Annotated in this window: 19 protein-coding genes and 1 pseudogene; 10 read left to right on the top strand and 10 right to left on the bottom strand. The window is 56.4% G+C overall.

What is annotated here, in order from left to right; genetic code table 11:
- Positions 1-171: 171 nt before the first annotated feature.
- Positions 172-663 carry an Hsp20/alpha crystallin family protein gene (locus HEQ34_RS07335; RefSeq protein WP_296199248.1) on the top strand — a complete coding sequence of 164 codons (492 nt, stop codon included), beginning with the start codon at positions 172-174 and terminating at the stop codon, positions 661-663.
- Between the two features lie 291 nt (positions 664-954).
- On the opposite strand, the gene HEQ34_RS07330 is transcribed toward HEQ34_RS07335, so the two are convergent.
- The 4 genes from HEQ34_RS07330 to HEQ34_RS07315 form a co-directional block, all read right to left on the bottom strand.
- A complete protein-coding gene (locus HEQ34_RS07330; RefSeq protein ID WP_296199246.1) occupies positions 955-1,605 on the bottom strand; it encodes a BON domain-containing protein in 651 nt (216 codons plus the stop codon).
- A gap of 102 nt (positions 1,606-1,707) precedes the next feature.
- Positions 1,708-3,270, bottom strand: coding sequence for an MBL fold metallo-hydrolase (locus HEQ34_RS07325; RefSeq protein WP_296199243.1), 1,563 nt, complete (start codon positions 3,268-3,270; stop codon positions 1,708-1,710).
- 10 nt (positions 3,271-3,280) lie between these two features.
- Positions 3,281-4,546, bottom strand: coding sequence for an MgtC/SapB family protein (locus tag HEQ34_RS07320; RefSeq protein ID WP_296199241.1), 1,266 nt, complete (start codon positions 4,544-4,546; stop codon positions 3,281-3,283).
- 6 nt (positions 4,547-4,552) lie between these two features.
- Positions 4,553-5,365 carry a universal stress protein gene (locus HEQ34_RS07315; protein WP_296199239.1) on the bottom strand — a complete coding sequence of 271 codons (813 nt, stop codon included), beginning with the start codon at positions 5,363-5,365 and terminating at the stop codon, positions 4,553-4,555.
- A 185-nt stretch (positions 5,366-5,550) separates the two neighbouring features.
- Here HEQ34_RS07315 and HEQ34_RS07310 point away from each other — a divergent pair, with 185 nt between their 5' ends.
- Positions 5,551-6,798 carry an NRAMP family divalent metal transporter gene (locus HEQ34_RS07310; protein ID WP_296199238.1) on the top strand — a complete coding sequence of 416 codons (1,248 nt, stop codon included), beginning with the start codon at positions 5,551-5,553 and terminating at the stop codon, positions 6,796-6,798.
- 3 nt (positions 6,799-6,801) lie between these two features.
- On the opposite strand, the gene HEQ34_RS07305 is transcribed toward HEQ34_RS07310, so the two are convergent.
- Positions 6,802-7,410, bottom strand: coding sequence for an NAD(P)H-dependent oxidoreductase (locus HEQ34_RS07305; protein WP_296199236.1), 609 nt, complete (start codon positions 7,408-7,410; stop codon positions 6,802-6,804).
- 69 nt (positions 7,411-7,479) lie between these two features.
- Positions 7,480-7,761 carry a hypothetical protein gene (locus HEQ34_RS07300; protein ID WP_296199234.1) on the bottom strand — a complete coding sequence of 94 codons (282 nt, stop codon included), beginning with the start codon at positions 7,759-7,761 and terminating at the stop codon, positions 7,480-7,482.
- Positions 7,762-8,032: 271 nt separating this feature from the next.
- Between HEQ34_RS07300 and HEQ34_RS07295 the strand changes: the two genes are divergently transcribed.
- Genes HEQ34_RS07295 through HEQ34_RS07285 form a run of 3 tightly spaced genes read left to right on the top strand, consistent with a single transcriptional unit; the run spans position 8,033 to position 10,735 of the window.
- On the top strand, positions 8,033-9,376 hold the full coding sequence (locus HEQ34_RS07295) for an erythromycin esterase family protein (RefSeq protein ID WP_296199231.1): 1,344 nt from the start codon (positions 8,033-8,035) through the stop codon (positions 9,374-9,376).
- Positions 9,345-10,043, top strand: a complete 699-nt coding sequence (locus HEQ34_RS07290) for a dienelactone hydrolase family protein (RefSeq protein ID WP_296199230.1) — start codon at positions 9,345-9,347, stop codon at positions 10,041-10,043. Before HEQ34_RS07295 ends, HEQ34_RS07290 begins: the two co-directional genes overlap by 32 nt.
- Positions 10,040-10,735: a phosphoribosyltransferase gene (locus HEQ34_RS07285; RefSeq protein WP_296199228.1), complete on the top strand. Its 696-nt coding sequence runs from the start codon at positions 10,040-10,042 to the stop codon at positions 10,733-10,735. The genes HEQ34_RS07290 and HEQ34_RS07285 overlap by 4 nt, the downstream gene beginning before the upstream one ends.
- On the opposite strand, the gene HEQ34_RS07280 is transcribed toward HEQ34_RS07285, so the two are convergent.
- The gene (locus HEQ34_RS07280; RefSeq protein WP_296199226.1) at positions 10,736-11,356 is read right to left on the bottom strand and encodes a hypothetical protein; all 621 of its coding nucleotides are present in this window, start codon (positions 11,354-11,356) and stop codon (positions 10,736-10,738) included.
- A 307-nt stretch (positions 11,357-11,663) separates the two neighbouring features.
- Between HEQ34_RS07280 and HEQ34_RS07275 the strand changes: the two genes are divergently transcribed.
- From HEQ34_RS07275 to HEQ34_RS07265, 3 genes are read left to right on the top strand one after another with little or no spacing between them, the layout of a single operon-like run.
- Positions 11,664-12,377, top strand: coding sequence for an ABC transporter ATP-binding protein (locus tag HEQ34_RS07275; RefSeq protein ID WP_296199224.1), 714 nt, complete (start codon positions 11,664-11,666; stop codon positions 12,375-12,377).
- Positions 12,371-14,746 carry an ABC transporter permease gene (locus HEQ34_RS07270; RefSeq protein WP_296199222.1) on the top strand — a complete coding sequence of 792 codons (2,376 nt, stop codon included), beginning with the start codon at positions 12,371-12,373 and terminating at the stop codon, positions 14,744-14,746. The genes HEQ34_RS07275 and HEQ34_RS07270 overlap by 7 nt, the downstream gene beginning before the upstream one ends.
- Before the next feature lies 1 nt (position 14,747).
- Entirely contained in the window at positions 14,748-15,956 is a 1,209-nt protein-coding gene (locus HEQ34_RS07265) for an HlyD family efflux transporter periplasmic adaptor subunit (protein WP_296199220.1), read from the top strand.
- Positions 15,957-16,035: 79 nt separating this feature from the next.
- Here the strand turns inward: HEQ34_RS07265 and HEQ34_RS07260 are convergent, their stop codons facing one another.
- On the bottom strand, positions 16,036-16,998 hold the full coding sequence (locus HEQ34_RS07260; RefSeq protein ID WP_296199217.1) for an alpha/beta fold hydrolase: 963 nt from the start codon (positions 16,996-16,998) through the stop codon (positions 16,036-16,038).
- A 300-nt stretch (positions 16,999-17,298) separates the two neighbouring features.
- Here HEQ34_RS07260 and HEQ34_RS07255 point away from each other — a divergent pair, with 300 nt between their 5' ends.
- The gene (locus tag HEQ34_RS07255; RefSeq protein WP_296199215.1) at positions 17,299-19,917 is read left to right on the top strand and encodes a DUF2339 domain-containing protein; all 2,619 of its coding nucleotides are present in this window, start codon (positions 17,299-17,301) and stop codon (positions 19,915-19,917) included.
- Positions 19,918-20,025, top strand: a pseudogene (locus HEQ34_RS07250) (DedA family protein); the annotation flags it as partial.
- A gap of 297 nt (positions 20,026-20,322) precedes the next feature.
- On the opposite strand, the gene HEQ34_RS07245 reads toward HEQ34_RS07250, so the two are convergent.
- Complete coding sequence (locus HEQ34_RS07245; protein ID WP_296199214.1) at positions 20,323-21,069, bottom strand: sulfite exporter TauE/SafE family protein; 747 nt, start codon at positions 21,067-21,069, stop codon at positions 20,323-20,325.
- Between the two features lie 24 nt (positions 21,070-21,093).
- Positions 21,094-23,823: a preprotein translocase subunit SecA gene (secA, locus tag HEQ34_RS07240; protein ID WP_296199213.1), complete on the bottom strand. Its 2,730-nt coding sequence runs from the start codon at positions 23,821-23,823 to the stop codon at positions 21,094-21,096.
- Between the last annotated feature and the right edge of the window lie 59 nt (positions 23,824-23,882).

Here is a 23,882-nt window from a genome sequence, read left to right as displayed (position 1 = left end):
CTACGCTTATTTACATTATTTGACAATTATTGTTGGCTGGCGCCGACGAAAGCGCAATGCGGGCAACTACGTAGTTGCGCCTAGGGGATTCTTCGGAGTTTCGAGGCAGGTTCTGGGCGTCTAATTTGCTCATATTGATCCACTCCAAATATGCATTGTTAGGATGATGTAATGACCCGACTTGAAAAAATATCGACCGGCGTTCCGGTCAAACATAGCGCCGAGAATATATGGGAACCACTGGCTCGCATGCGCAACGAGATTGACCGTGTGCTGGAAGAGTTTTGGAGCCACCCGATCGGTGTCAATTTGAACCAGCGGATGCAGGAACTTTCCGGTCCAGCGCTGGAACTGAAAGACAAGAAAAACGAATTCGAACTGGTCGCTGAAATGCCCGGAATGAAGGCCGAGGACGTTGAAATAAAGCTGTCTCACGGCATCCTTCGAATAGCTGGAGAAAAGCGCGAAGAGCACGAAAAAAAGGAAAGTGGATACGTCTTTTCCGAACGCCGTTACGGGCGGTTCGAGCGCTCAATTGAACTGCCGCAGGGCATCAACCATGAGAAGGTCAGTGCCAAGATGCGAGACGGTATACTTTCGGTGCACATACCTAAAAGCGCAGCAGCAATAGAGCAATCGCGGAAGATTCCGATCAATAGCTGAAATTCGGCGCTATCAACTAGCGTCGATGCCCAAGGCGGCAGGTTCCTGCTCACCTCCCCGAAACGGGCCTGCCGCCGAACTTCCATGATCCAGGGTCAGGACCACTTAAATCGACCTCCACGGCGTCAAAATGGCAAAGGTCATAGTTCGCTAAGCTTCACGTTTAAACGGTTAGGCTATTCCAAAAGCGACTAGAAAACCCGCTTATAAAAAAAGCGGGCTTCAGTCCTAAATGAACCAAAGCCCGCCCAGTTTGCCCCCTCGGGTCGCAAAAAGGGGGTAATGGAAAAATTAAATGATCATGATGTTGTCTTCCAGCCGGTTGACGCCGGGCGCAGCCCATGCCGCGCGCTCTGCAATCCGTCGTTCATAGCCCGAATGGACTTTGCCAGAGAGTTTGACGGTATCGCCGTCAGCCACCACACTGATGGTGCTGGCATCAAGATCGGCCGAACGTTTAAAAGCGTCCATGATGCTCTGCTTTATGTCATATGGGGATGGGTTTGTCTTGACCTCGATCAGATTGGTCACTCCCTTGACGCCCGTTATCCGCGAAGCCAGATCACGCGCGGCTTTCCGGTGATAGTGATAGCCGACATCGCCGCTTAGCGTCACCCAGCCATGCTCTACCTTTACGCTTATCTTGCCATTGGGGATCGTCACGCTCCAATCGAACATATCGGCAATCCGTTTGGCGATTTCGGGGTCTGCTGTTTTGGCATCTGAAGCAAAGCGCACTTCGATTTCTTCTGCAATACCCCGCACACCCTTCACGCGGCGCGTAGCCTTTTCAGCGGCAAGTTTTGCCGCATAGTTGCTTACAAAACCTGACAGGGTAACGACCCCGTCCTTAGCCGCTACACCAATATTCGCGTGATCAACGCGCGGCTCCCATTCCAGCTCGGCCATCACATCTTTCTGCAATTGACTGTCGGTCTTCATCGGAATTCTCCTCAATCTTGATGAATTATTGATCCCCCATATGCGTTATATTGATGACCCCGTGATGCGCGGCAAATTGGGAAAGCTCCTTACGTATTTTCCCTAGCGACCTTCGGCACGTTCCAAAGTACGGACGAGTGATGCCAACGCGCGCTCGCGCGCTGCATCTGACGGCAGCGCACGAAGTCGGTCGGCAAGTCCCGATTCAAGCGCAGCCAGACTTGCCGTCCAGTCGCGTGGTTTGATGCGAGCATGCAAGTCGCTCCTCGGTGCCCCGAGGCGTGTCGCTGCATGCCTGGCGGTAACAGCCCAGGTCTCCCCGAGCATCGGTACAACGACTTTTTTGGTTAATCCGGCTTTGCGAATGTCGTCTGCCAGCGTCGTAAGCGACTGCTCTTCGCCGTGGACGAGAAAGACCGTCCCGGAAACCGGACTGCGAGACTTAATCCAGTCGAGTAGCGCGGGTCGATCGGCATGGGTCGAATAGGAATCGAGCGTCCTTATGTCAGCCCTGACGGGCACATCATGTCCCGAAATCCGCACATGGTGCGCGCCATCGCGCAACACTGAACCAAGCGTGCCTGCCACCTGATAACCGACCAGCAACACGCGGGCGCGTTTATGTGGCAGATTATGCAACAGATGATGGCGGATCCGTCCACCTTGGCACATGCCCGATCCGGCGACGATGATAACGCCGGTCATGCTGTTGATTTGCTTAGATTCCTCAATATTATGCGTGAAGTGGATGTTCGGCACCGACAGCAGATCATATCCGCCATGACGGTGTCGCTGGGTTGCGCGCGTGACACGTTCGGCTAACGGCGAGTCTACAAAGACATTATATGGTTTAAGCCGTTTGCCTTCGAACAAGGCGATCAGATCCTCCAGCACAACCTGTGTCCGTTCGACCGCGAATGCCGGAATTAGCAGATTGCCATTCCTGCTCATCGTCTCTTCGACATACCCAGCAAGCTGTTCACGGCGTTCGGTTATCAGCACCGGTTCGCGCGCTCGGCCGCCATAGGTCGACTCGCAAATAATCTGATCATATCCCCCCAGTTCGGCCTCGGTGCAGTGGATTGCCGAGCCGCTCCCGATGTCGCCCGAGAAAAGAATGCGTTGCCCCGCCAGCGTAAGCTCGACGGATGCGGAGCCAACGATATGACGTGCATCCCAAAACCGGAAGCCGTCGCCATCGCCAAGTTCATTCCACGTGCAATATTGTGTTTCGTGTATCTGCCCGATGCATGAGATGACATCGTCCGCCGTGTAGAGCGGGACAAAAGGTGTGAGCGCCATTCGGTCTGGCCGGCGGTTGCGTCGATCCGCGTCGGCGGTTTGCAGCTTAGCGGAATCAAGCAGTAGCGGCTCGAGAATGTCTGCGGTTGGTGCGGTCATCCAGATCGGCGCGCGGCACCCGCTCGCGACCAGATGGGGAAGCCGCCCGCTATGATCAAGATGTGCGTGGGAAAGGATAACTGCGTCGATGGCTTTTACATCGAAGGGCAGTTTTTCATGATTCAGCGCCTCCAGCGAGCGTGTACCCTGAAACATCCCGCAATCGACAATGATCGATTTGCCATTTCCCCTAAGTTCAAAGCAAGAGCCCGTCACTGTGCCCGCCGCGCCGTGGAAAATGATCTCGACTGGTTCCATTTTCATTAGCTCCTATTCACGTAAATATGACGAGTACGCACGCGCCTGCCAAACTTACGGCACCCGCCGACAAGGCCAAAATTGCGCTCCGACCGCGCTTGAAGCCCGCATAAAGTATGACGACTCCGATCTTGACCAGCATATTGGCGAGAACGGCACCACTGAGCGCCAGCCCGGCTAAGTTACGGTCGATGCTCCCAGAGGTAAGGCCGCCGAGCGTGATGATCGCAGCATCGACGTCAAACACACCGATAGCCGTAATCAGTGCCAAAGCTCCGCCACCGCCAAATCTCGCTTCCGCCCAGCGCGCAGCGACTGCCATGATCGCGACCAGCACCAAAAATCCGATTGCGGGAATGATCGCTATCGGATTTCTCGGTTGCGCGGGTTCCTGTGAGGCGACCGGAGAACGGTCCCGAAGCAGAACGAGCCCGGCGATCACTCCTGCTAACACCGCAAAACCGACCAATCTCAAGACAGGTAAGAAAGCAAAATCGGCAATGACCGCAGTCAACAGCAACACCCGAACGAACATGATCGACGTCGCCAGCGCAATTCCCGCTGACAATGTGCCATGTCCTGTTTCATCATTTCGCAACCGGTGTGAAAGCAATGCGGTAACTGCCGTAGACGAATATGCTCCACCAATGGCTGCTGTGATCAATATACCCTTCTCTGCGCCGAAATTTCGGCTGGCGACGTAGCTGGCAAAGGATAGACCCGTTACGAATACGACCACCAACCAGAGCTGCTGCGGGTTCCACGCATCAAGAGGACCATAACGCGCATCGGGCAGAAAAGGCCAAATCGCCCCAGCAATGATCGCAAAGCGTGCGAGCGCAATAACATCTTCTTCGCCCAGTTTTTGGATCAACGCATGCAGGCCGCTTCGCGAAGCGAGGATCATGGTGACGACTGCAGCAGCCGCCATAGCCAAAGCAGGCTGCCCCGATGTGGCTAGTATTCCCAAGCAAAGCGTCAACAGCGCCGCGACGACGTTGGTGACGCTGACATCTTTCGGGCCGGGCATTGATCGGGCGTAACCCATGATTAGCATGATGACAGCACCGCCCAGCAATATCGCTGGTATGAAAATGCCATGTTGTCGCGCCAACAGACCGATCATTCCACCTAGTCCGCCAAGAAGCGCAAAAGTACGCACGCCTGCGACCCGGCTACCCTTCGTCACATCGCGCTGACGCCAGCCGCGCTCAATCCCGACAAGAAGCCCGGCTGCGATGGCGACTCCCAAATCGCGATAGGCGAGATCGCCGACGATCATCCAGCCTCAACGACCCATGATTAGCGGAATTGGGCACTCCTTTAGAAGCGTTCGGGTTACGCCGCCAAACAAGAATTCCCGGGCACGACTATGGCCATAGCCGCCCATCACGATATAGGACGCACCCATCACTGCTGCGGTTTCCCTGATGGCGTCTTCAACTGGCTTGTCAGAAACTGGGCGGGTGTGCAGTTCGGATGTGACACCATGTCGTGACAGGTAGGTGGATGCTGAAAGCGACGGCAGCATATGCTCTTGCGGTTCTTCAACCGTTACGATGTGAACCATTGATGCCATTTTAAGTAGCGGCAACGCGGCCCTAAGTGCGTTGGCCGCTTCAAAGCTGCCGTTCCACCCAACGACGGCTGGCCCGAATACATCAAAGCTATCCAACTCCTGCGGTTGTACCAAGATAGGTGCCCTGCAGCTTTGCAGAACGTCACCGATCAGCGTGATCGGCGTATGGCGCGTTTCGCGATGATGATAGCGACCCAGCACGATCAAATCAGCGAGCGAAGAACGGCTAACAATTTCTTGCGCCGGGTCGCCATCGACATGCTCATAGCTCCAAGATACATCTTCATTTTCGAGATGCCCCTCAATACGGGCGCGCATTTTCTTTTCCATATCGTCCAGCACTTTGGATAAATTGGGCATCATATATGCGCCGGTGATGCCGTCCGATGCGATATAGAGGCTGATCGGCGTTATGTGCAGGCAACTAACATGGCCGGATGTCGCGCGTGCGATGGAAAGCGCAGCTTGCAAGCGCGCTTCCATTCCTGGATCGTCTTGGACGTGGAGTAGAAGGGTCTTCATGATAGCTCTCCCGCTGATAGCGCAACATTGCGATAAAATGATTGGACAGAACTTACCGCTCGGTACCGAGGTGCCATATCAGGGAAAATACGGATGCGGTGGCAGACGCGGTCATGCCAAACGGTATTATGCGCAAAGCAAGACACGAAAGCCCAAACACCAGCGAGCAACGTGGAGGATTCAATGTGGGCAAGCTCCGCAGCGCACTGCGCAAATTAGGACCAGGGCTTGTCACCGGCGCCGCCGATGACGACCCCAGCGGCGTGGCGACCTATAGTCAGGTAGGCGCGCAATTTGGTTACAATATGGGCTGGGCCATCCTGTTCAGTTATCCGTTGCTCGCCTCGATCCAGGCGATCAGCGCGGAAATCGGCACGGTCACCGGCGCAGGCCTCGCGCAAAATCTGCGTCGCCACTATCCCCGCTGGTTGCTGCAATTGGTGGTCAACCTGCTGCTCATTGCTAACATCATCAATCTTGGCGCTGACCTCGGCGCAATGGGGGCAGCGCTAGGCCTGCTGATCAACGGCCCGGTGATGGTTTATGCCGGGCTGTTCGCGATCATCTGCGTGCTTCTAGAAATATTTGTGAGCTATACGCATTATGCTCGCATCCTAAAATGGGGTACGCTGACGCTGTTTTCCTACGTCGCCGTGGTCTTTGTCGCAGGGGTTGATTGGACCAGCGCGGCTTACGGCACGTTCGTACCAAATTTCACATTCGACAGCGCGCATGCGATGGCCCTAGTTGCGATTTTAGGTACAACGATCAGCCCCTATCTATTTTTCTGGCAGGCAGGGCAAGAAGTGGAGGAGCAGCATCGCCGACATGTGAAGCCGCTGTGCGTGGCACCACGCCGAGCCGGTAGCGAGTTGCGACGGATCAGGCTGGACACGATGGTAGGGATGGGTTTTTCCCACCTGACCGCACTATTTATCGTGATCGCAACGGCGGCCACGCTGAATGCGCATGGGATAACGGAGGTTGAATCGTCCGCGCAAGCCGCCGAAGCACTTCGGCCAATTGCCGGAGATTTCGCGTTCGCGTTGTTCGCCATTGGCATTATCGGCACCGGCATGTTGGCAGTGCCGATACTCGCAGGATCGGCCGCTTACGCGGTCAGCGAAAGTTTTGGTTGGGTTGAAGGCCTCGACCGCAGGCCACGTGAGGCCAAGGCTTTTTATGCGACTATCGCCGTCGCCACCATAGCAGGGTTGACGCTCAACTATATCGGTATTGATCCAATCAAAGCGCTCTATTGGGCAGCGGTCGTCAACGGTATATTAGCAGCGCCGTTAATGGTGGTGATGATGCTGATATCGACCAACCGCAACGTGATGGGCAAGTTGGCGGTTTCGGGTAGGCTCGCCGTTGGTGGCTGGCTGGCGACAGGGGTGATGGGGGTTGTCGCTATCGGCTTTTTCCTGATCTGATGGTCAGTTTCCCGCTGCACCATATTCGGTCATCCGCTCCAGCCATCGCTCGCGGTGTTTAGCGCTGCCTTCGACATTGCCGATCAGCGATGTTTCCACAGGATCGATGCCGACCAGTTCCAATATGTTGCGCTTGAAGCTGCGCACACTGCGCGCCCCGTAATAGGCACGATAGAAGATGGCAGGCATCCCCATCGTCACCACCAAACGCGCTGATTTTCCTTTCATCAGCTTTTCCGGTGCCGCGCTGTCGCCATATTGCAGTGCAGTTCCGGGGCGGAGCACCTGTTCCAGAAACGCCTTCAGCAAGGCGGGCATGTCGCCCAGCCAGAGAGGGTAGACGAAGACAATATGGTCGGCCCACAATATCGCGTCCTGCCCCGACTTTACTTCCGCGGGCGCGTCATTTTGCATCCAGTCTTCGCGGCTGTGCAGGATCGGAATATTGATACCGCCGAGCATGATTTGCCGGACCTCATGTCCAGCGCCACGTGCACCCGCGCCATAGGAATCGGCAAGCGCATGGACATAGCGGGCCGGTTCGGGGTCTGGATGGGCGTCGAATATGGCGATTTTGCGGACGGCATTTCGGATGGCATCATATCCTGTCATTGCGGGCGAGAAAGGGATCTTCTTGAGGCCATTTTGACGCCGCGAAGGTGGATTTAAGTGGTCCTGACCCTAGCTGTTACAGCTTACCACCTTGAACGGCAGTCGATCGCCGCCGGCCTCGGTGATCGTCAGATATTCGCCTGGTTTGATTGGATGATGTTCGAGATGGAAAATGCCCTCATCATCCGCGTCGCCGACTTCGTAGGAGAAGGCCCATCCAGTCCGCCTAGAGATAACAACCCCGTTCCGGTCGTGCTCGCCAGGCCACATGCGATGGACAATCGGGCTTTCGGCCGGATGTTTCATCGCCGACCGTTCAATGAAACCGTTATCGTCAATCGGTAGCCGCAAGACATATGCATGCGCGGTAGATCCTTCCGGGAACTCTCGGGTGCGGGCGAGTTCGAGTCGTATGGTTTTCCAAGTCATTCCGACATCTTGCACGGCATGCCTTGCAGATGGGATACGCAATGTTGCGTAGGAAGCTATTCGTTCAGCGCAGCTTGTATTTTAGGCCTCGGCCAATGCCCTGACTCAACCGCCAGATACGCAATCAACCGGATGTCGCCGCCATATCGAACACAGTAAGAATACGAGTCACTGATGTTCCCAGGAGTCAGCCATGGGCAATATTTTAGCGCAAGAAAAACCAAAACGGACTGTCTCGGAGCGTCTGGTTACTGCCTTGCGCCAATATGCAGAGCCGTTGCCTCCGCCAGAGCAGCAGCAAGCGTTCGGCCAATTTTTCAGCCGCTTTGGCGACGCGCAGGTGGTTTTGCTCGGCGAAGCGACGCATGGCACGTCAGAATTTTACAATGCGCGCGCGGCGATCACTCGACAATTGATTGAACACCACGGCTTCACTGTGGCTGCGGTTGAGGCCGATTGGCCCGATGCCGCCCGGATTGACGGCTATGTTCGTCATCATGAAAAACGTCCGCGCCGCGGCGAAGGCTTTGTGCGTTTCCCCACCTGGATGTGGCGCAATGCCGAGCTGCTTGCCTTTGCCGACTGGATGCGTGGTCATAATGAAGCCAGGCCCGATCGAACCAAAGTGTCTTTCCATGGGCTTGATGTTTACAGCCTCAGCGAATCCATCCATTCTGTTCTGACCTATCTCGATAAGGTTGACCCAAAAGAGGCAGTGCTGGCCCGTCGGCGCTATGGTTGCCTGACCCCGTGGCAGTATGAACCGGCAAAATATGGCCGCGCAGTGGTCCGCGGCGAACGACAGGGTTGTGAGCAGAAAGCAATTGAACAACTGCACACCTTACTCGACAAAAGGCTGGGCTATCTGGCCAACGATGGCGAAGCTTGGTTCGATGCGGCACAAAACGCGCGAATTGTGCGCGAGGCAGAGCGATATTACCGCGCCATTTATCAGGGCGGAGCTAGTTCGTGGAACCTGCGCGACCGACATATGTTCAGCACGCTGCAAGCGGTAATCGCACACCGTGGTGTTGGTACAAAGGCTGTTGTCTGGGCCCATAACTCCCATATTGGCGATGCATCGGCGACCGCGATGGGCTGGAACGGAGAATTTAACATCGGCCAGTTATGCCGCGTGGCTTATGGTGACGACGCAGTACTGATCGGCTTTGGCACCGACACCGGCACAGTAGCGGCAGCGAGTGACTGGGGCGCAGACATGCAGGTGAAGACGATCCGCCCTGCCCGCCCCGACAGCTACGAGCATGCCTTTCGCCTGACGGGCCTTGCGCGGACGCTGACCGACTGGCGGGGGCGGACACGGCAATCTCTGGCACATATACTGCGCGAGCCCCTGCTCGAGAGAGCAATAGGCGTTGTCTATCGCCCCGAAACCGAGCTGCTCAGCCATTATTTTGAGGCCGTATTAGCGGACCAGTTCGATGCATATGTTTGGTTTGAACGAACCAAGGCGGTAACGCCGCTCGGTCATGAAAGGCCGCTTGGTGCGCCCGAAACCTATCCTTTCGGGTTGTAGCGTTATGGTGGCGCGGATCGATATTACGTCTGAAGAGATCTTAGTTGGACCGCATCGTCTGCGTGCGCTGTTAGGCGTACCGCCCGTTTCGACAGGAATTGTCATCTTCGCCCATGGTAGCGGCAGCGGGCGGCTCAGCCCCCGCAATAATCATGTTGCGGCTGCGCTTCGCATGCATGGGCAGGCAACATTATTGCTCGATCTTCTGACACATGAAGAAGAATTGCATCGGCGAAATGTGTTCGATGTTGAGTTGCTTGCAGACAGGCTAAGGTCAGCCACAAAATGGGTGCGGAACAATAGCGAACTGCGTCACCTCCCCATCGGCTATTTCGGCGCCAGCACTGGTGCAGCGGCAGCACTTATTGCAGCAGCGGATGATGCGGCAATCGCCGCGCTTGTTTCGCGCGGTGGTCGACCCGACATGGCATGCGCAGCGCTGCCTTCGGTACGGGCTCCGACGTTGCTTCTGGTCGGCAGTCTCGACGGGCCGGTTATCACGCTCAACCAGCAGGCGTTCATGGCGTTAACCTGCCCAAAGAAAATCCTGATCGTGCCGGGCGCAGGCCATTTGTTCGAAGAACCCGGAACACTCGATCAGGTTATTGCCCACGCCCGAAAGTGGTTCGCCATCCACTTCGCGCATTACAAAGAGGGGGAGCAATGACAGTGTTCGACCGAGATTACCCATTTGTAGACCGGCACGACGCTGGCCTGAAACTCGCCAGACGCCTCACGCGCTTTGCGACCAATCATCCAGTCATCCTGGCTTTGCCACGCGGCGGGGTTCCGGTGGCGTTCGAGGTGGCAAAGGCTCTCGACGCAGCACTCGACCTGCTTTTCGTGCGCAAAATTGGTGCCCCCGGATATGAAGAACTCGGAATAGGCGCCGTGGTTGATGGAGCGAGTCCACAACTGGTGCTCAATGAGACAATCATCCGAAACCTTGCACCCAGCCCCAATTACATTCGCGAGGAAATGCGTCGTCAGCTCGCCGAAATTGACCGAAGACGAATAGTCTATTGCGGCGACCATCAGCCGATTGCGATCACGGGGCGAACGGTGATTGTTGTCGATGACGGCATCGCAACCGGCGGGACGATGAAGGCCGCGCTGCGTGGAGCGAACAAGAATGATCCGGCATGGCTGGTACTGGCAGTTCCCGTCGCGCCACCTTCGGTGGTGGCTGATCTCGGGTCGGAGTGTGATGAGGTGATTTGCCTTGAGACCTACGAACCCTTTGGCGCCGTCGGCGCATTCTACCGCGATTTCACCCAGACCAGCGACGCAGAAGTGATATCGCTGCTTAACGAGGCTTATGCTTTCGGGCTGCGATCTGCCCGCATATCTTCAATTTGATTATCGGTCCTTCGGCCACTCAATCGACGGCCCCAGATTTTCCAGCACTTTGCGCGCGTCGAACACGGTCTTGTCATGTAGCACCGCACCTCGGCCCATGATGATTTCGGCATGCGCTTCATATTCCTCGACGGTCCGAACATCCATCTCGTCTGCCCAAAAGGGATCACGGCCATAGGGATACCAATTGTTCCAGCCATACCGCGGCCGGTAATAACGCCAAGAGGGGCGCCAATAATCATAACCATACCAAGGCCGGTAGAAGGGTGAAGGCTCAACATAAGTGCGCCGATCACGTTCGGTTTCGCGATCGACAATGCGGAACCAGTCAAAACCCTTTTCAACGGTCAGCTCGGCGGCACGGTATAACAGATACCCCTCGACCCGTTCGCGCGATGTCAACATATTGCCGTCAAAGGTGACGCGGTAGCGGTTATCGCCCAGATGTTCTTCCGAATAACCACCGTGAATACGTTTGCCCCTGATTTCGGGCTGATAAGGCGTCGGCGTCATGCAGGACGTAAGAAGCATGGCTGCAGATAGCGAGGCCGCAATCGAGAGTGCGCGTCTGCGAGACAGATGGACGTTCATGACATTTCCTCCATTATCAATGTTACCCATCAATCTGCGCGCCTTTGTTAATGCTTCGCTCCGCAACTCAGCGGACGTGCTTGATGGGCAACTGTGATGTTCGACACACCAGGTGAAGCCAACCTAGTTCGGGTTTGCAGGATAACCTCCTATTCAAAGGGCCGTCATAGTTGAATCGGCAGGCCAATGCGTTCCGTATAGTCACGGATTGACTGCTTTTTCCGGAACAATGTTCTCCGAAGAAACCTCTGGTCCGTAATAATACCTATCGCGCGACCAGCCTCGCTCGGCTTAGCTTGACCGGCTTTTCCGAGGCTGCAACAAGAAGGACCACCATATGGCTTCTGCCCCGCCGCTGTATCGGATTGAGGGCCTGACCAAGACTTATGGCGAAGGCGACACCGCAGTTCAGGCGCTGCGCGGAGTCAATCTCGACGTGCCACAATCGGCAATGGTCGTGCTGCTCGGCCCAAGCGGGTCAGGAAAATCAACCTTTCTCAACATCGTTGGCGGGTTGGATCAGGCGACAAGCGGCCATGTACATTTCGAAGATGTCGAGCTGACCGGCCTCAACGACCATGGCCTAACGGAATATCGCCGCCACCATATTGGCTTTGTCTTCCAATTCTACAATCTCGTCGCTTCGCTAACCGCGCGCGAGAATGTTGCGCTCATCACCGAAATTGCCGACGAACCGATGGACCCGACCGACGCTCTTGCGCTGGTCGGCCTAGAAAACCGGATCGACCATTTCCCGACCCAGCTATCGGGCGGCGAGCAGCAGCGTGTTGCCATTGCCCGCGCCGTCGCCAAACGGCCCAAGGTGCTGTTATGCGACGAGCCCACTGGCGCGCTCGACAGCCAAACCGGGGTTCGCGTGCTCGAGGCGCTTGATCAGGTCAACCGCGAGCTGGGGACAACAACATTGCTGATAACGCACAATGCGGTGATCGCCGAAATGGCTGACCACGTGCTGCGCTTCGCCGACGGGCAGCTTGCCGACAGCCGTCCCAACCCGAATCGCCGTCGGCCGGGCGACATGACATGGTAGTCAGCCTCAAACCGTTAGACCGCAAGATACTGCGTGATCTATGGCGGATACGCAGTCAGGCCTTCGCAATATCGCTGGTAATCGCGGCGGGTGTTGGGATGGTTGTAATGTCGCTGGGAATGATGCGTTCCTTGGATGCGACGCGCGACGCTTATTATGACCTATATCGTTTCGCCGACATTTTTGCCCCAGCCAAGCGCGCGCCCAAAAGCGTGCTGGAAGAGATCAAGGCCATACCCGGTGTCAGCGTGGTTGAGGGACGGATCAACGCAGGAGCGACGCTAGACATCCCCGGGATTGCCGAACCGATTACAACACGTATTCACTCGATCCCCTCAGGCCGTGAACCACGCATCAATGCGCTAGTGCTGCGCAGCGGGCGCTGGCCCGACCCCAAACAGCCGGACGAGGTACTGGCCAGCGAAAAATTCGCTGAAGCTGCGCGGATAGGTCTGGGTGATAACATCGACGCGCTGCTTTACGGCAAACGCCAGCATCTGCGTATCGTCGGTACCGCACTGTCGCCAGAATATATCTACGCCATCGGACCAGGACAAATTTTCCCGGACAACCGTCGTTTCGGTGTGCTGTGGATGGGAGAGGAGCATCTCGCGGCCTCACTCGACCTGACCGATGCCTTTAACGAGGCGCTGGTGCGGGTCGACCGCAGCGCGGACGCGCGCGACGTGACCCGAAAGCTCGATAGACTTCTTGCGCGCTATGGCGGGGTTAGTGCCTATCCGCGCAGTGAACAGATATCAGACCGTTTCGTGACCAACGAACTGGCGCAGCTAAAAACAATGACGGGCATATTGCCGCCGATCTTCCTCGGCGTCGCTGCCTTCCTTATCAACACGGTTCTCTCCCGCATGATCGATGCCGAACATGAGGTGATCGGGCTGTTGATGGCATTCGGCTATCGTGGGCAGGCGATCATGCTACATTATGCCAAAATTGCAGTCGCGCTTTCGGTGCCGGGGCTGTTACTTGGGCTTGCACTTGGATCATGGCTGGGGCGCGGGTTGGCCGCAATGTACCAGAATTTCTTCGTCTTCCCCTTCCTAAATTATCGCGCCGGCCTAGATATTTATGCGTTGGCAAGCTTGGCGACCGTTGCTGTCGTGTTGCTGGGCGTATTCCAATCTGTACGCCGAGTGCAGCGGATGACGCCGATAGAGGCGATGCGCCCGCCGCTACCGCCGAATTACGCTGGAGCAGCTGCGCGGTTGATCGGGCGGATGCGCGCCTTGGACGAACCGACGCGCATTATCCTGCGCGGTATCCTGCGCCGCCCTATCCGATCTGCGCTTGGTTCATTGGGAGTGGCTGCCGCGCTTGGCCTGTATATCACCTCTGCGGGTTCGCACGACAATGTAGCGCGAATGATCGAGATTTTATTCGACCAGTCGAACCGCGCGGATGTAATAGTCACCTTCGCCGAACCGCGCGACCAAAGGGCGATTTTTGCGCTCCAGCGCGCACCCGGCGTTTGGCGGGTCGAGCCGATGCGGATAGTTGGTGCAAAACTAATGGGCCCGCGCCAATCGAAATCAGAAGGGTTAACCGCCGCGACCCCCGGCGATGACCTCAATCGCCTCGTCGATATAGATGGTACTATCACAGGTCCGCCGCCGCGCGGAGTGCTGATCTCTTACGGTCTGTCGAACGAGCTGGGCCTGTCCATTGGTGATCCGTTGGAGGTGCAGGTGACCGAAGGGCGGCGCGGGCATTTCACATTGCCAGTGGCAGCGATTATCCAAAGCGCGGTCGGCAGCCCCGCTTATGTCGATGCAACTATGATCGCCGCCAAAATGAACGAAGCGCCCTTGCTATCCGGCGCCTATCTGGGCGTTGATCCTGCACGAATAGATGAACTTTATCGCTATCTAAAAGTTACGCCGGCTATCGCAGGGGTTTCCCTGCGCGCAGCGGCGCGAACCGGGCTCGATGAAACAATCGGTGAGACAATGGGGATTGTAACCATGTTCAACACAGGTTTTTCGGCGCTTATCGTCTTTGGTGTGATTTATAATAATGCGCGGATCAGCCTTGCCGAACGGTCGCGCGATTTGGCTTCGCTGCGCGTGCTTGGCTATCGCAGGTCGGAGGTGTCCTATATTTTGCTCGGAGAGCTAGCGATCCTGACGATCATCGGCCTGCCATTCGGCATTGCCTTTGGCTATCTTCTCTCTCGCTGGCTTAGCTCCAGCCTCGGCGGCGATCTGTTCATCGTGCCATTTGGCCTGACCGCGAGCACTGTCGCGCAAGCCGTGCTCTTGGTTTTGTTCGCTGCCACAATTACCGCATTATTTGTTCGCCGCAGGCTCGACCGGCTCAATCTGGTTGCCGTCTTAAAGACTTGGGATTGACATGGCTAAACTTCCTTTCCTTCGCACCGGTCAATTGGCAATTTCGGCATTGATAACTGTCGTGGTAATTGCGGCGCTCTATTTAGCCATCCGCAAGCCACCTTATGAGGTTGATCTGGCAACTGTGACGCAGGGACCAATGACCGTCACAATCGACGATGAAGGCGAAACGCGGGTGCACAATCTGTTCGTTGTTGCCGCACCGATTAACGGACGCCTGACGCGGATCGAGCTTGAACCTGGCGATCCGGTCGTAGCCCAGCAAACCATTGTCGCCCGGATGACGCCGACCTCGCCTGATTTCCTTGATAATCGTATCGAGGCCAGTGTACGAGCCCAAGTTCAGGCGCTTGAAGCCGTAATTGCGTCATCGTCGGCGCGCGTCGAACAGGCGCGCGCCGAACACAATCTGGCGGCGCAGCAACAGGCGCGCGTCGAGACGCTATTCAAGCGCGGTTTTGCAACCCGCGCGGCGCTCGATAGTGCCGATGCAGCAGTATCACGATCAAATGCGGCAGTATCCGAAGCCATCAAGGCGACCGAAGCTACCCGCTTCGACCGCGATGCTGCGCGCGCCAATCTGGTCACACCAACCACTCAGCCCCAAGCCGGCAGGAGCCTAGCTGTTCGTTCTCCCACCAGCGGCACGGTGATGCGCGTGGCACAAGAGAGCGAAGCGATAGTCGCCGCAGGCACCCCGCTGGTGGAGCTGGGCGATCCGCGCGATCTGGAAATTGTTACCGATTTGCTGTCTTCCGACGCCGTCCGTTTGTTGCCCGGTGCACGCGTTCTGATCGACAATTGGGGTGGTGCACAGCCGCTTAACGGCAGGGTGCGGCGCATTGAGCCCTTTGGCTTCACCAAAATCTCCGCGCTTGGCGTTGAGGAGCAGCGGGTGAATGTCATTGTCGACATCACCGATCCGCCGAAAAAATGGGCCAAGCTTGGCCATGGCTATCGCGTTGTAATCCGCGCCGTCGAGTGGGAAAGCACCAACGCCTTGCAATTGCCGGTCAGCACGCTTTTTCGCAACAAAGGCAAATGGGCAGTCTTTGCTGTGGAAAATGGCAGGGCCAAATTAATACCGGTCACGATCGGGTGGATGAACGACGAGCGGGCCGAGTTGCTCAGCGGCCTGCAAAAGGGCGCGACCGTCATCCTTCATCCAAGCGAGAAGATCTCCGACGACGCGCGGGTCGAAGCGCGCTGATTTTTGTCTCTCTTGGAATCTACGTATTTCGGCAGGTGCCAGAACAATTGGCAGGATTTGGTGAGCGGACCGGCAGCTTTCAGTTACGGACGAAGGTTGCAATCGTCGCGGCCAACCCTTTCGCAAGCGGAAGGTCAGCCTTCGTATAAGCGGCCAGATTATCAGCCGGATTATCGCTCGCAACCTCTTTCAACACATGGTTCACATTTGGCAGTATCTTGAGGACGGCCGAGGGGTTCGCGGCCTTGAGCTTTTCGGCATCTTCAACCGCTACCTGCAGGTCACGGTCGCCCTGAACAATGAGCATGGGCAAGCGGACGCCCGCCGACAGCTTTGCCGGATCAAGCGCAAACGCGCTGATCAGAAAATCTTGGACCACCGGATGAAACAGCGGCAGCAAAGGCGGCGGCAAGGCGGACACATCGACTTTCTGGCCCGCGGCAAGTTGATCTATTGCAGCATCGGCTGCCCCGATCAGTGGCCCATTCGCAGGGTTGGCGCGAAGCTGTGATTTCAACACATCACCCATCGGTCTGCCAGCGGCAGAGACCAGAACTAGGCCGCACAGGTTCTTCACCTCTTGTGCGGCGGCAAGTGCCACCAATCCGCCTTCGCTGTGGCCAATCAACCAGACGCACGGCGCACCGGTCGTCGCGCGTATGGCCTGCACCCAAGCGTCGGTATCGGCTACATAATCGGCAATGATCACCGCGTTGGGATCAGCAACCGCAGCGGCGCTGCCGAACATACCACGTTTGTCGATGCGCACCGTATTGATGCCTTGGTCAAAGAGCCCTTCTGCCAGCAAGCGGTAGCTGGCTGCACGCACGCCAAGCGGATTATTCCCGTCCCTGTCGGTCGGACCGGACCCCGGAATGATCAGGGCAACCGGTCCCAGCGTCCCCGGCGCGCGAAGCAACGTGCCGGCTAATGGACCCTTTCGCCCTGATGCTTCAATCGGAACGCCCCCCGCTGGAGGCTCCGCGCCGACCGGAAGCGCAAGTGCCGCAGCACAGATCAACATAATGACCGTTCTAATCATCGCTCGCTCCTACCGACTAACTACATCAATTCATTGTATAACGGACCGGATGGTTTTAGGATAGTGTTTCCCTTGAGTTCACGTCTGGAATTGGGTCGTGTCCGGATAGTCCGTTTTTGGCGCATATGGTTGGAGAGCGGCCATTCGGTCAGTCTATGAACCAGCGGCGGCTAACAGCGGCGGGAAATTGTTGTCTGTATGTCTGGAATGTTGTGGAGAGCAGACTGTCACCACCCCATTGTTTTAATTTTGGGTATCGCATAAGCCTTGCCATGACTGCTTTAGTGCATTGGGGGGCAGATGGCTGAAATCTTTTTGTTTTATGCGATTGCAGGGCTCGTCATTTGGGCGCTTTTTCAACGTAATAAACTTGTCCAACTGCAACGGCGAATAGCCGCGTTGGAGGATAGCCTGCCGTTCAATTTGGTCGCGGAGGTCGTGCCAGAGTCTGTGCTGGTTGAAGCCAATGCGCCCGAACCCGCTGCACCATTCAAAGTCGCCGCAAAAGCATCGAATCGCCGCACCGCTTCTGTCGTCGGTCGCGATGTTGGCTCTGCGCCAGTATGGGAGGTCCCCGAGGAAGCAGCGCCCGAACGCGTATTCAAAAACCCGCTAGCAGGCGCAAGTTTTGAGGATATGGTCGGCGGCAAATTGCCGATCTGGATTGGAGGAATTGCGTTAGTTTTCGCCGGATTTTTCCTTGTCCGTTATACAATTGAGGCAGGGCTGCTTGGGCCAGGGGCACGGTCGATTCTGGCGATGTTATTCGCGCTGACCTTGATTGCTTTGTCCGAATTTGGCGGACGGCTGCCAAAGGTCGGCGAGTCCTTCACTGCTGACCCGCGCGTCGCGCAATCGCTGGCGGGGGCGGGTGTCGCGACGCTGTATGGCACGCTGTATATGGCGAGCGAGATTTACGGGCTTATTGGGGTTGCGATCGCGTTTTTGTTGGTCATCGTCGTCACAGCCATCGCCTTTGTTCTGGCGCTGCGCCGCGGTCCGCCGACCGCGTTGATGGGGCTGGCGGGCGGTTTTGCCGCGCCGTGGGTCGCGAGCATGGGGGCGAGCAACCTGCCTATATTACTGCTCTATCTGGCGGTATTTATCGCCGCTTTGTTTGGGCTGGCTGTGTGGCGGCGTTGGCTTTGGCTGCTCGTGCTTGCTTCCGGTGGCGGGGCGCTCTGGAGCTTTGCGATGCTCCTTACAGCACAAAACGACTTGGCCTATCTCGGCCTGTTCATCCTCATCAGCGGAGCCGCAGCGGTCTTTGCGCTCGACCGATTTGGGCAGAACGACAGCAAGTGGAAAGACGCCGCAACCTTCGCGCCGATGGCCTTGGCTTTGGTGCAACTGGCGATGCTGTTGCCGCAGATGAACTTCTCACCCGTCGCTTGGGCCTTTTTCGGAGCGTTATCGGTGCTGGCCATCGCAATGGCGTGGCGCGAGGCACGGATGGCTTTGGTGATGCTCGGCGCGTTGGTACTGGCCGCATCGCCATTGTCGGGAGCTTGGACGGAACGCGGGGCTGATGGCGTTACCATCGCCGCATCATTTGCCATCATGCTGCTGTTTGCAGGCGTGGGCCATTTCGCGCTTTGGCGTGATCGCCAGCCTGTTCCGGCATGGGCTGTGGCGGCACTAGGTGCGCCGGTTTTGGTGTGGCTCACCGCTGCGTTCTCTTACACAGCAGATGTCAGTGACACTATATGGGGCGTTTCCGCGCTCGCCATTGCTGCCGTCAGCGCACCATTGGCTTGGCATCAGCACCGTTTGGCAAAGGCCGATATCCTTCAACGCCTATCTGTCGCTGCAACTGTCCTGATGGCCCTAATAGCCAGCCCATATCTAATTGCCGAAGAATGGGTTGCCGTCTACTGCGCGGTCATCGCAATGGCCGTCGCTGCATGGGCGCTGGTCACCGGCGACCGTGTCGTCCGCCGTATCGCCATCGCACCCTTGGCAATTGCCATGGGCTGGGCAGTGGTCTCGTCGTACAAAATTATCGGTGCGTTAATCTCGTCATTATGGGGCGATAGCAATGTCTATGCACAGCTGCCCGAAATCGGCGATACCGTGCGGACGACATTGATCCCCGTCGTGCTGGCTTTGGCGATGCTGTGGACGAAATGGTTCCGCGTTGGGGACAATACACGCAAAGTCATCTGGGCCTTTGGCAGTGCTGGGCTGGCAGCCTTCATCTGGCTGATCGCCAAGCAACCTGCCGCCATTCAAAGCTCCAGCGATTTTATCCGCCTTGGCTTTGCCGAACGGGCGGTGTTTACACAGATCCTGTTTGCGCTCGGCTGGCTGGCGTTGTCGCAAGCGCCGAAGCGTCCAGAATGGACGACGTTGCGGATGATCGGCTGGGCGATTGCCGCCGTTGCTATGCTCCGCGTGGTCTGGTTTGACCTTGTTCTGCTGAACCCTGTAATGCAAACCCAAATAGTCGGCCCTGTCCCCATCGCAAACCTAGCCACCAGCCATATGGCTTTGGTCGCGATCTGGCTGTGGTTGCTAGGCAATTTTGCGGACGACATAAAACAGCAGCTGGCTCTGCGTTTGATGAGCCTCGGCAGCATGATCCTGACTGTGTTGGCCACTGTGCGCCAAGCGATGCAGGGCACGATGCTTTCAGGCGGAGCTATCGGCACTGGTGAGAATTACCTCTATTCGGTCGGCCTGATGCTGCTTGCCATAACGTGGCTGGTGCGCGGGATGATGGCCGGATCGCGACTGCTGCGGATGGCAGGGCTCGCGCTGTTGACCGCAGTAACGTTAAAAGTCTTCCTGATTGATGCAGCCGCGCTTACAGGCTTGCTGCGCATCCTATCCTTCCTCGGCCTCGGCATTGCTTTAATCGGCATCGGCTGGGCTTATGGGCGGTTAATGGGCACAGCAAAAACACTGACGGAAACCTAAATGCTGACAAAACTTTATAACTGGATGGTCAAAAAATGAGCGCACCTGCATACTGAACGCTGGCTGTTTTTGTTTGCATTTGTGGAAAGTAGTTTCTTCCCCCATCCCACCGCATTGTGGACGCCATCAACGAATAGGACGGTCGGTTTTTCTGACAGACCAACGTCCGCAATGTTGTCATGTCCGGAACATCCGCATTTGGTATAAATTTACAATCAACAATTTTAGCACGATTTGCAGCCGCTTAGCATAATGCCAAAACGTGCATCATTGACCACAGGGTTATCCATCGATGACGATGTCCGCCAGCATGACGCCATTGCACCGCGCCACATTCCCTGCTTTGAACACCCAAATTCGGCAATTTTCGGCCCTCCCGGAGAGCCTTTTCTGGCTCAATAGGCGCTAAAATGGCCCATGGGCCTGCCAGAGTAGCCGGAGCGCGGCATAGCCGACCAATGAGGCCGTCAGCACCCGTAATAAGCGTGGGGAGAGATAGCGCATGCCGAACAGGCTGCCGCATTGTCCGCCGACCAACACAGCGCCGAGCAGCAGTCCATATTGCAGCGCAGGCTCGGCAAGCGAATGCGCCCCTGATTTCACTATTTGACCAAGCAAACCCGCCGCCGAGTTGATCAATATGTAAAGCGACGCGAAGGCGGCAATCCGGCGTGGCTCTGCCCAGCGGATCAGATGTAAGACGGGTGCCATGAATATGCCCCCGCCAATGCCCGACAGGCCCGCCAGCAAGCCCACGCCGCCCGAAAGCGCCAGCAACAATGGCTTTGGAACTGCGCGCGGCGTCATCTTATCCGCTTGGAGAAAAAGCGCGATGGCCGACGCCAACAACGCGCCACCCAATATCGTTAAGAACACCACTTGCTTCAGCGGCACCAGCCCACCTGCAAAGGCGAGCGGGGCAGACACCATAAGCAAGGGCAGAACTTGCGGCCAAGACACCAAGCCAGCGCGCACAAAGCGGATGCTACCGCCGGTCACGACGATGATGTTGCAGACAAGGGCAATCACCGGGATCAGCCGGTAATCCACCCCCCATAAAGCAAGCAGCGCCGTGTAAGTGGACCCGCCGCCAAAGCCAACCGATGCATATACAAAGGCGACAAGAGCAAAGAGGCTGGCCAGCCAGATCATCTTCGCCCTTCCCTCATCTCCTTATCAAAATGCGCCGTGGCAGTGCTTGTATTTCTTTCCCGAACCGCACGGACATGGGTCGTTGCGGCGCAGATCAGGGTCGCCTGCATATGGGTCAATGCCCCCAGATACCATCGCTGGACGCGGGATCGTCGTTGTCACCAACCCAAGCGAACCTGCGTCAATATCATCGCTGTCATCTTCGCCTGTAAACGGGTCGATATGCGTTGTCAGGAAATCGGGGAGTTCAGGTAAATCTTGCGGAACAAATTCTTCCTCCGCGCGGAAATCATTGGTGGCGATGGTTTTGGTCACGCCTTCGCGGATGGCCGACAACATGCGTTCAAACAGGCCAAATGCCTCTTGCTTATATTCGTTGACCGGGTTCTTCTGCGCATAAGCGCGCAGGTAAATCACCTGACGTAAGGCATCCAGCGTGGACAAATGCTCTTTCCAATGATGGTCGAGCGTTTGCAGCAAGATACTTTTTTCAACCTGACGCCAGATGGCATCGTCAAGAACAGCGCCCTTCGCCTTGAACTTTTCGGTGGCCATATCTGCGATGCGGGTTTCGATGATTTCGGGTTCAAGACCGTCTTCCTTCAACCAATCGTCGATATCAGGCGTCAGCCCCAACAGCTCAGTACATTTTTGCTTTAGGCCCTCCACATTCCATTGCTCGGGATAAGTGCCCTCGGGGCAATGGTCGCCGACAAGGTTGTTGACGGTATCGTTGAGCATATCGTCAATGATGTCATCGACGGCTTGCGCATCCATGATGTCGCTGCGTTGTTCATAGATGACCTTGCGCTGGTCATTCATGACATTGTCATATTCGACCAACTGCTTGCGGATATCATAGTTGCGCGCCTCGACCTTTTTCTGCGCGGTTTCGATGGCTTTCGACAGCCATTTACCGCCAATCGCCTCCCCATCTTCGAGGCTGGAGTTCATCATTTTGGAGAATAAGGTTTCGGAGCCAAAAATACGCAAAAGATCGTCGTCGAGCGACAGATAAAAGCGGGAGAGCCCGGGGTCACCCTGACGCCCCGAACGTCCACGCAACTGGTTATCGATACGGCGGCTTTCATGGCGTTCTGTCGCAAGGACAAACAATCCGCCGGCTTCGATGACTTTCGCTTTTTCCGCCGCGATTTCGGCTTGCAAGGCCGCGATGGCGGCATCGCGCGCTGGCCCATCGGGCATATCGCGCAATTCGTCATTCAACCGAAATTCAAAGTTGCCGCCCAGTTGAATATCGGTACCGCGACCCGCCATGTTGGTGGCGATGGTAACGCTGCCCAACCGCCCGGCCTGCGCCACAATATGCGCTTCGCTTTCGTGGAAGCGGGCGTTCAGGACGCTGTGCTTGACGTTTTCTTTTTCCAAAAATTCGGACAGCAGCTCTGATTTTTCAATCGACACCGTTCCGACCAATACGGGCTGACCACGGTCATTCGCCTCTTTGATCGTTTTGGCAATCGCGCCGAATTTATCTTGGGTGTTTTTGTAGAATTGGTCATCCTCATCCACGCGCTGCACGGGCACGTTGGTCGGAATCTCGACGACGTTTAGCTTGTAGATTTCATGAAACTCGCCGGCCTCGGTGGCCGCGGTGCCCGTCATCCCGGACAATTTGGGATACATGCGGAAATAATTCTGGAAAGTGATGGTCGCCAGCGTCTGGTTTTCCGGCTCAATATCCACGCCCTCCTTGGCCTCAACCGCTTGGTGTAGGCCGTTGGACCAGCGACGCCCATCCATCATGCGGCCGGTGAATTCGTCGATGATGATGACCTTGCCATCCTTGACGATGTAATCAATGTCGCGCTTGAACATCACATTTGCTTTGAGAGCCTGGTCAAGATGGTGGACGACCAAGGTATTCTCATAATCATACAGATTAGAACCCGTCAGCAAGCCAGCGCCTTCAAGCATCCGCTCGACCTTCTCGGTGCCATCTTCGGTTAGCGTAACATTGCGGCTCTTTTCGTCTTTCTCATAATCGCCCTCGTCCAACTGGAGAACGACGGCATGGACCTGCATGTATAATTCGGATTTGTCGTCGGTCGGGCCGGAAATAATCAGCGGCGTCCGCGCTTCATCTACCAAGATAGAATCGACTTCATCTACAATCGCGAAGTTGAACGGGCGCTGCACCATTTGCGCGCGTTCATATTTCATATTGTCGCGCAAATAATCGAAACCAAGTTCGTTGTTCGTCGCATAGGTAATGTCGCAAGCATATGCGTCGCGGCGATCATGTTCGGCGATGTTTGGAACGACAACCCCTGTCGAAAGGCCAAGGAACCCGTAAATCCGGCCCATCCATTCCGCGTCACGGCGGGCCAGATAGTCGTTCACGGTCACAACATGAACGCCTTTGCCCTCAAGCGCGTTGAGATAGCATGGCAATGTTTCGGTCAAGGTTTTACCCTCACCCGTGCGCATTTCGGCGATTTCGCCACGATGCAGCACAATACCGCCGACCATCTGCACATCGAAATGACGCATGCCCATGACGCGCTTTGATGCTTCGCGTACGGTGGCAAACGCCTCTGGCAGGATATCGTCAAGCGTCTCTCCGGCGGCCAGACGATCTCGGAATAGCTGCGTCTGCCCTTTAAGACGTTCATCGTCCATGGCGGCGATGTCGACTTCAAGCGCGTTGATGTTTTCGACAATCTTCATGATTGATTTGACGTAACGGTCGTTCGACGACCCGAATATGGCTTTAGCAAATCCGCCGAGCATGGATAATTCCTTTGAAATATATTGGAAACGCGCGCGGTTGGCGCGCGGTAGGTAGCTAT

This window comes from Sphingorhabdus sp., assembly GCF_023910635.1.
In the GTDB taxonomy this organism is placed as follows: domain Bacteria; phylum Pseudomonadota; class Alphaproteobacteria; order Sphingomonadales; family Sphingomonadaceae; genus Sphingorhabdus_B.
Note: the sequence above shows the minus strand (reverse complement) of the source record. Positions and strands in the feature narration are given on the sequence as shown.

Bases quoted from the DNA above. Each gene is read 5' to 3' on its own strand.
- HEQ34_RS07335 (WP_296199248.1), top strand. From the start codon at position 172: ATGACCCGACTTGAAAAAATATCGACCGGCGTTCCGGTCAAACATAGC.
- HEQ34_RS07330 (WP_296199246.1), bottom strand. From the start codon at position 1,605: ATGAAGACCGACAGTCAATTGCAGAAAGATGTGATGGCCGAGCTGGAA.
- HEQ34_RS07325 (WP_296199243.1), bottom strand. From the start codon at position 3,270: ATGAAAATGGAACCAGTCGAGATCATTTTCCACGGCGCGGCGGGCACA.
- HEQ34_RS07320 (WP_296199241.1), bottom strand. From the start codon at position 4,546: ATGATCGTCGGCGATCTCGCCTATCGCGATTTGGGAGTCGCCATCGCA.
- HEQ34_RS07315 (WP_296199239.1), bottom strand. From the start codon at position 5,365: ATGAAGACCCTTCTACTCCACGTCCAAGACGATCCAGGAATGGAAGCG.
- HEQ34_RS07305 (WP_296199236.1), bottom strand. From the start codon at position 7,410: ATGACAGGATATGATGCCATCCGAAATGCCGTCCGCAAAATCGCCATA.
- HEQ34_RS07295 (WP_296199231.1), top strand. From the start codon at position 8,033: ATGGGCAATATTTTAGCGCAAGAAAAACCAAAACGGACTGTCTCGGAG.
- HEQ34_RS07285 (WP_296199228.1), top strand. From the start codon at position 10,040: ATGACAGTGTTCGACCGAGATTACCCATTTGTAGACCGGCACGACGCT.
- HEQ34_RS07280 (WP_296199226.1), bottom strand. From the start codon at position 11,356: ATGGGTAACATTGATAATGGAGGAAATGTCATGAACGTCCATCTGTCT.
- HEQ34_RS07275 (WP_296199224.1), top strand. From the start codon at position 11,664: ATGGCTTCTGCCCCGCCGCTGTATCGGATTGAGGGCCTGACCAAGACT.
- HEQ34_RS07270 (WP_296199222.1), top strand. From the start codon at position 12,371: ATGGTAGTCAGCCTCAAACCGTTAGACCGCAAGATACTGCGTGATCTA.
- HEQ34_RS07265 (WP_296199220.1), top strand. From the start codon at position 14,748: ATGGCTAAACTTCCTTTCCTTCGCACCGGTCAATTGGCAATTTCGGCA.
- HEQ34_RS07260 (WP_296199217.1), bottom strand. From the start codon at position 16,998: ATGATTAGAACGGTCATTATGTTGATCTGTGCTGCGGCACTTGCGCTT.
- HEQ34_RS07255 (WP_296199215.1), top strand. From the start codon at position 17,299: ATGGCTGAAATCTTTTTGTTTTATGCGATTGCAGGGCTCGTCATTTGG.
- HEQ34_RS07245 (WP_296199214.1), bottom strand. From the start codon at position 21,069: ATGATCTGGCTGGCCAGCCTCTTTGCTCTTGTCGCCTTTGTATATGCA.
- secA (WP_296199213.1), bottom strand. From the start codon at position 23,823: ATGCTCGGCGGATTTGCTAAAGCCATATTCGGGTCGTCGAACGACCGT.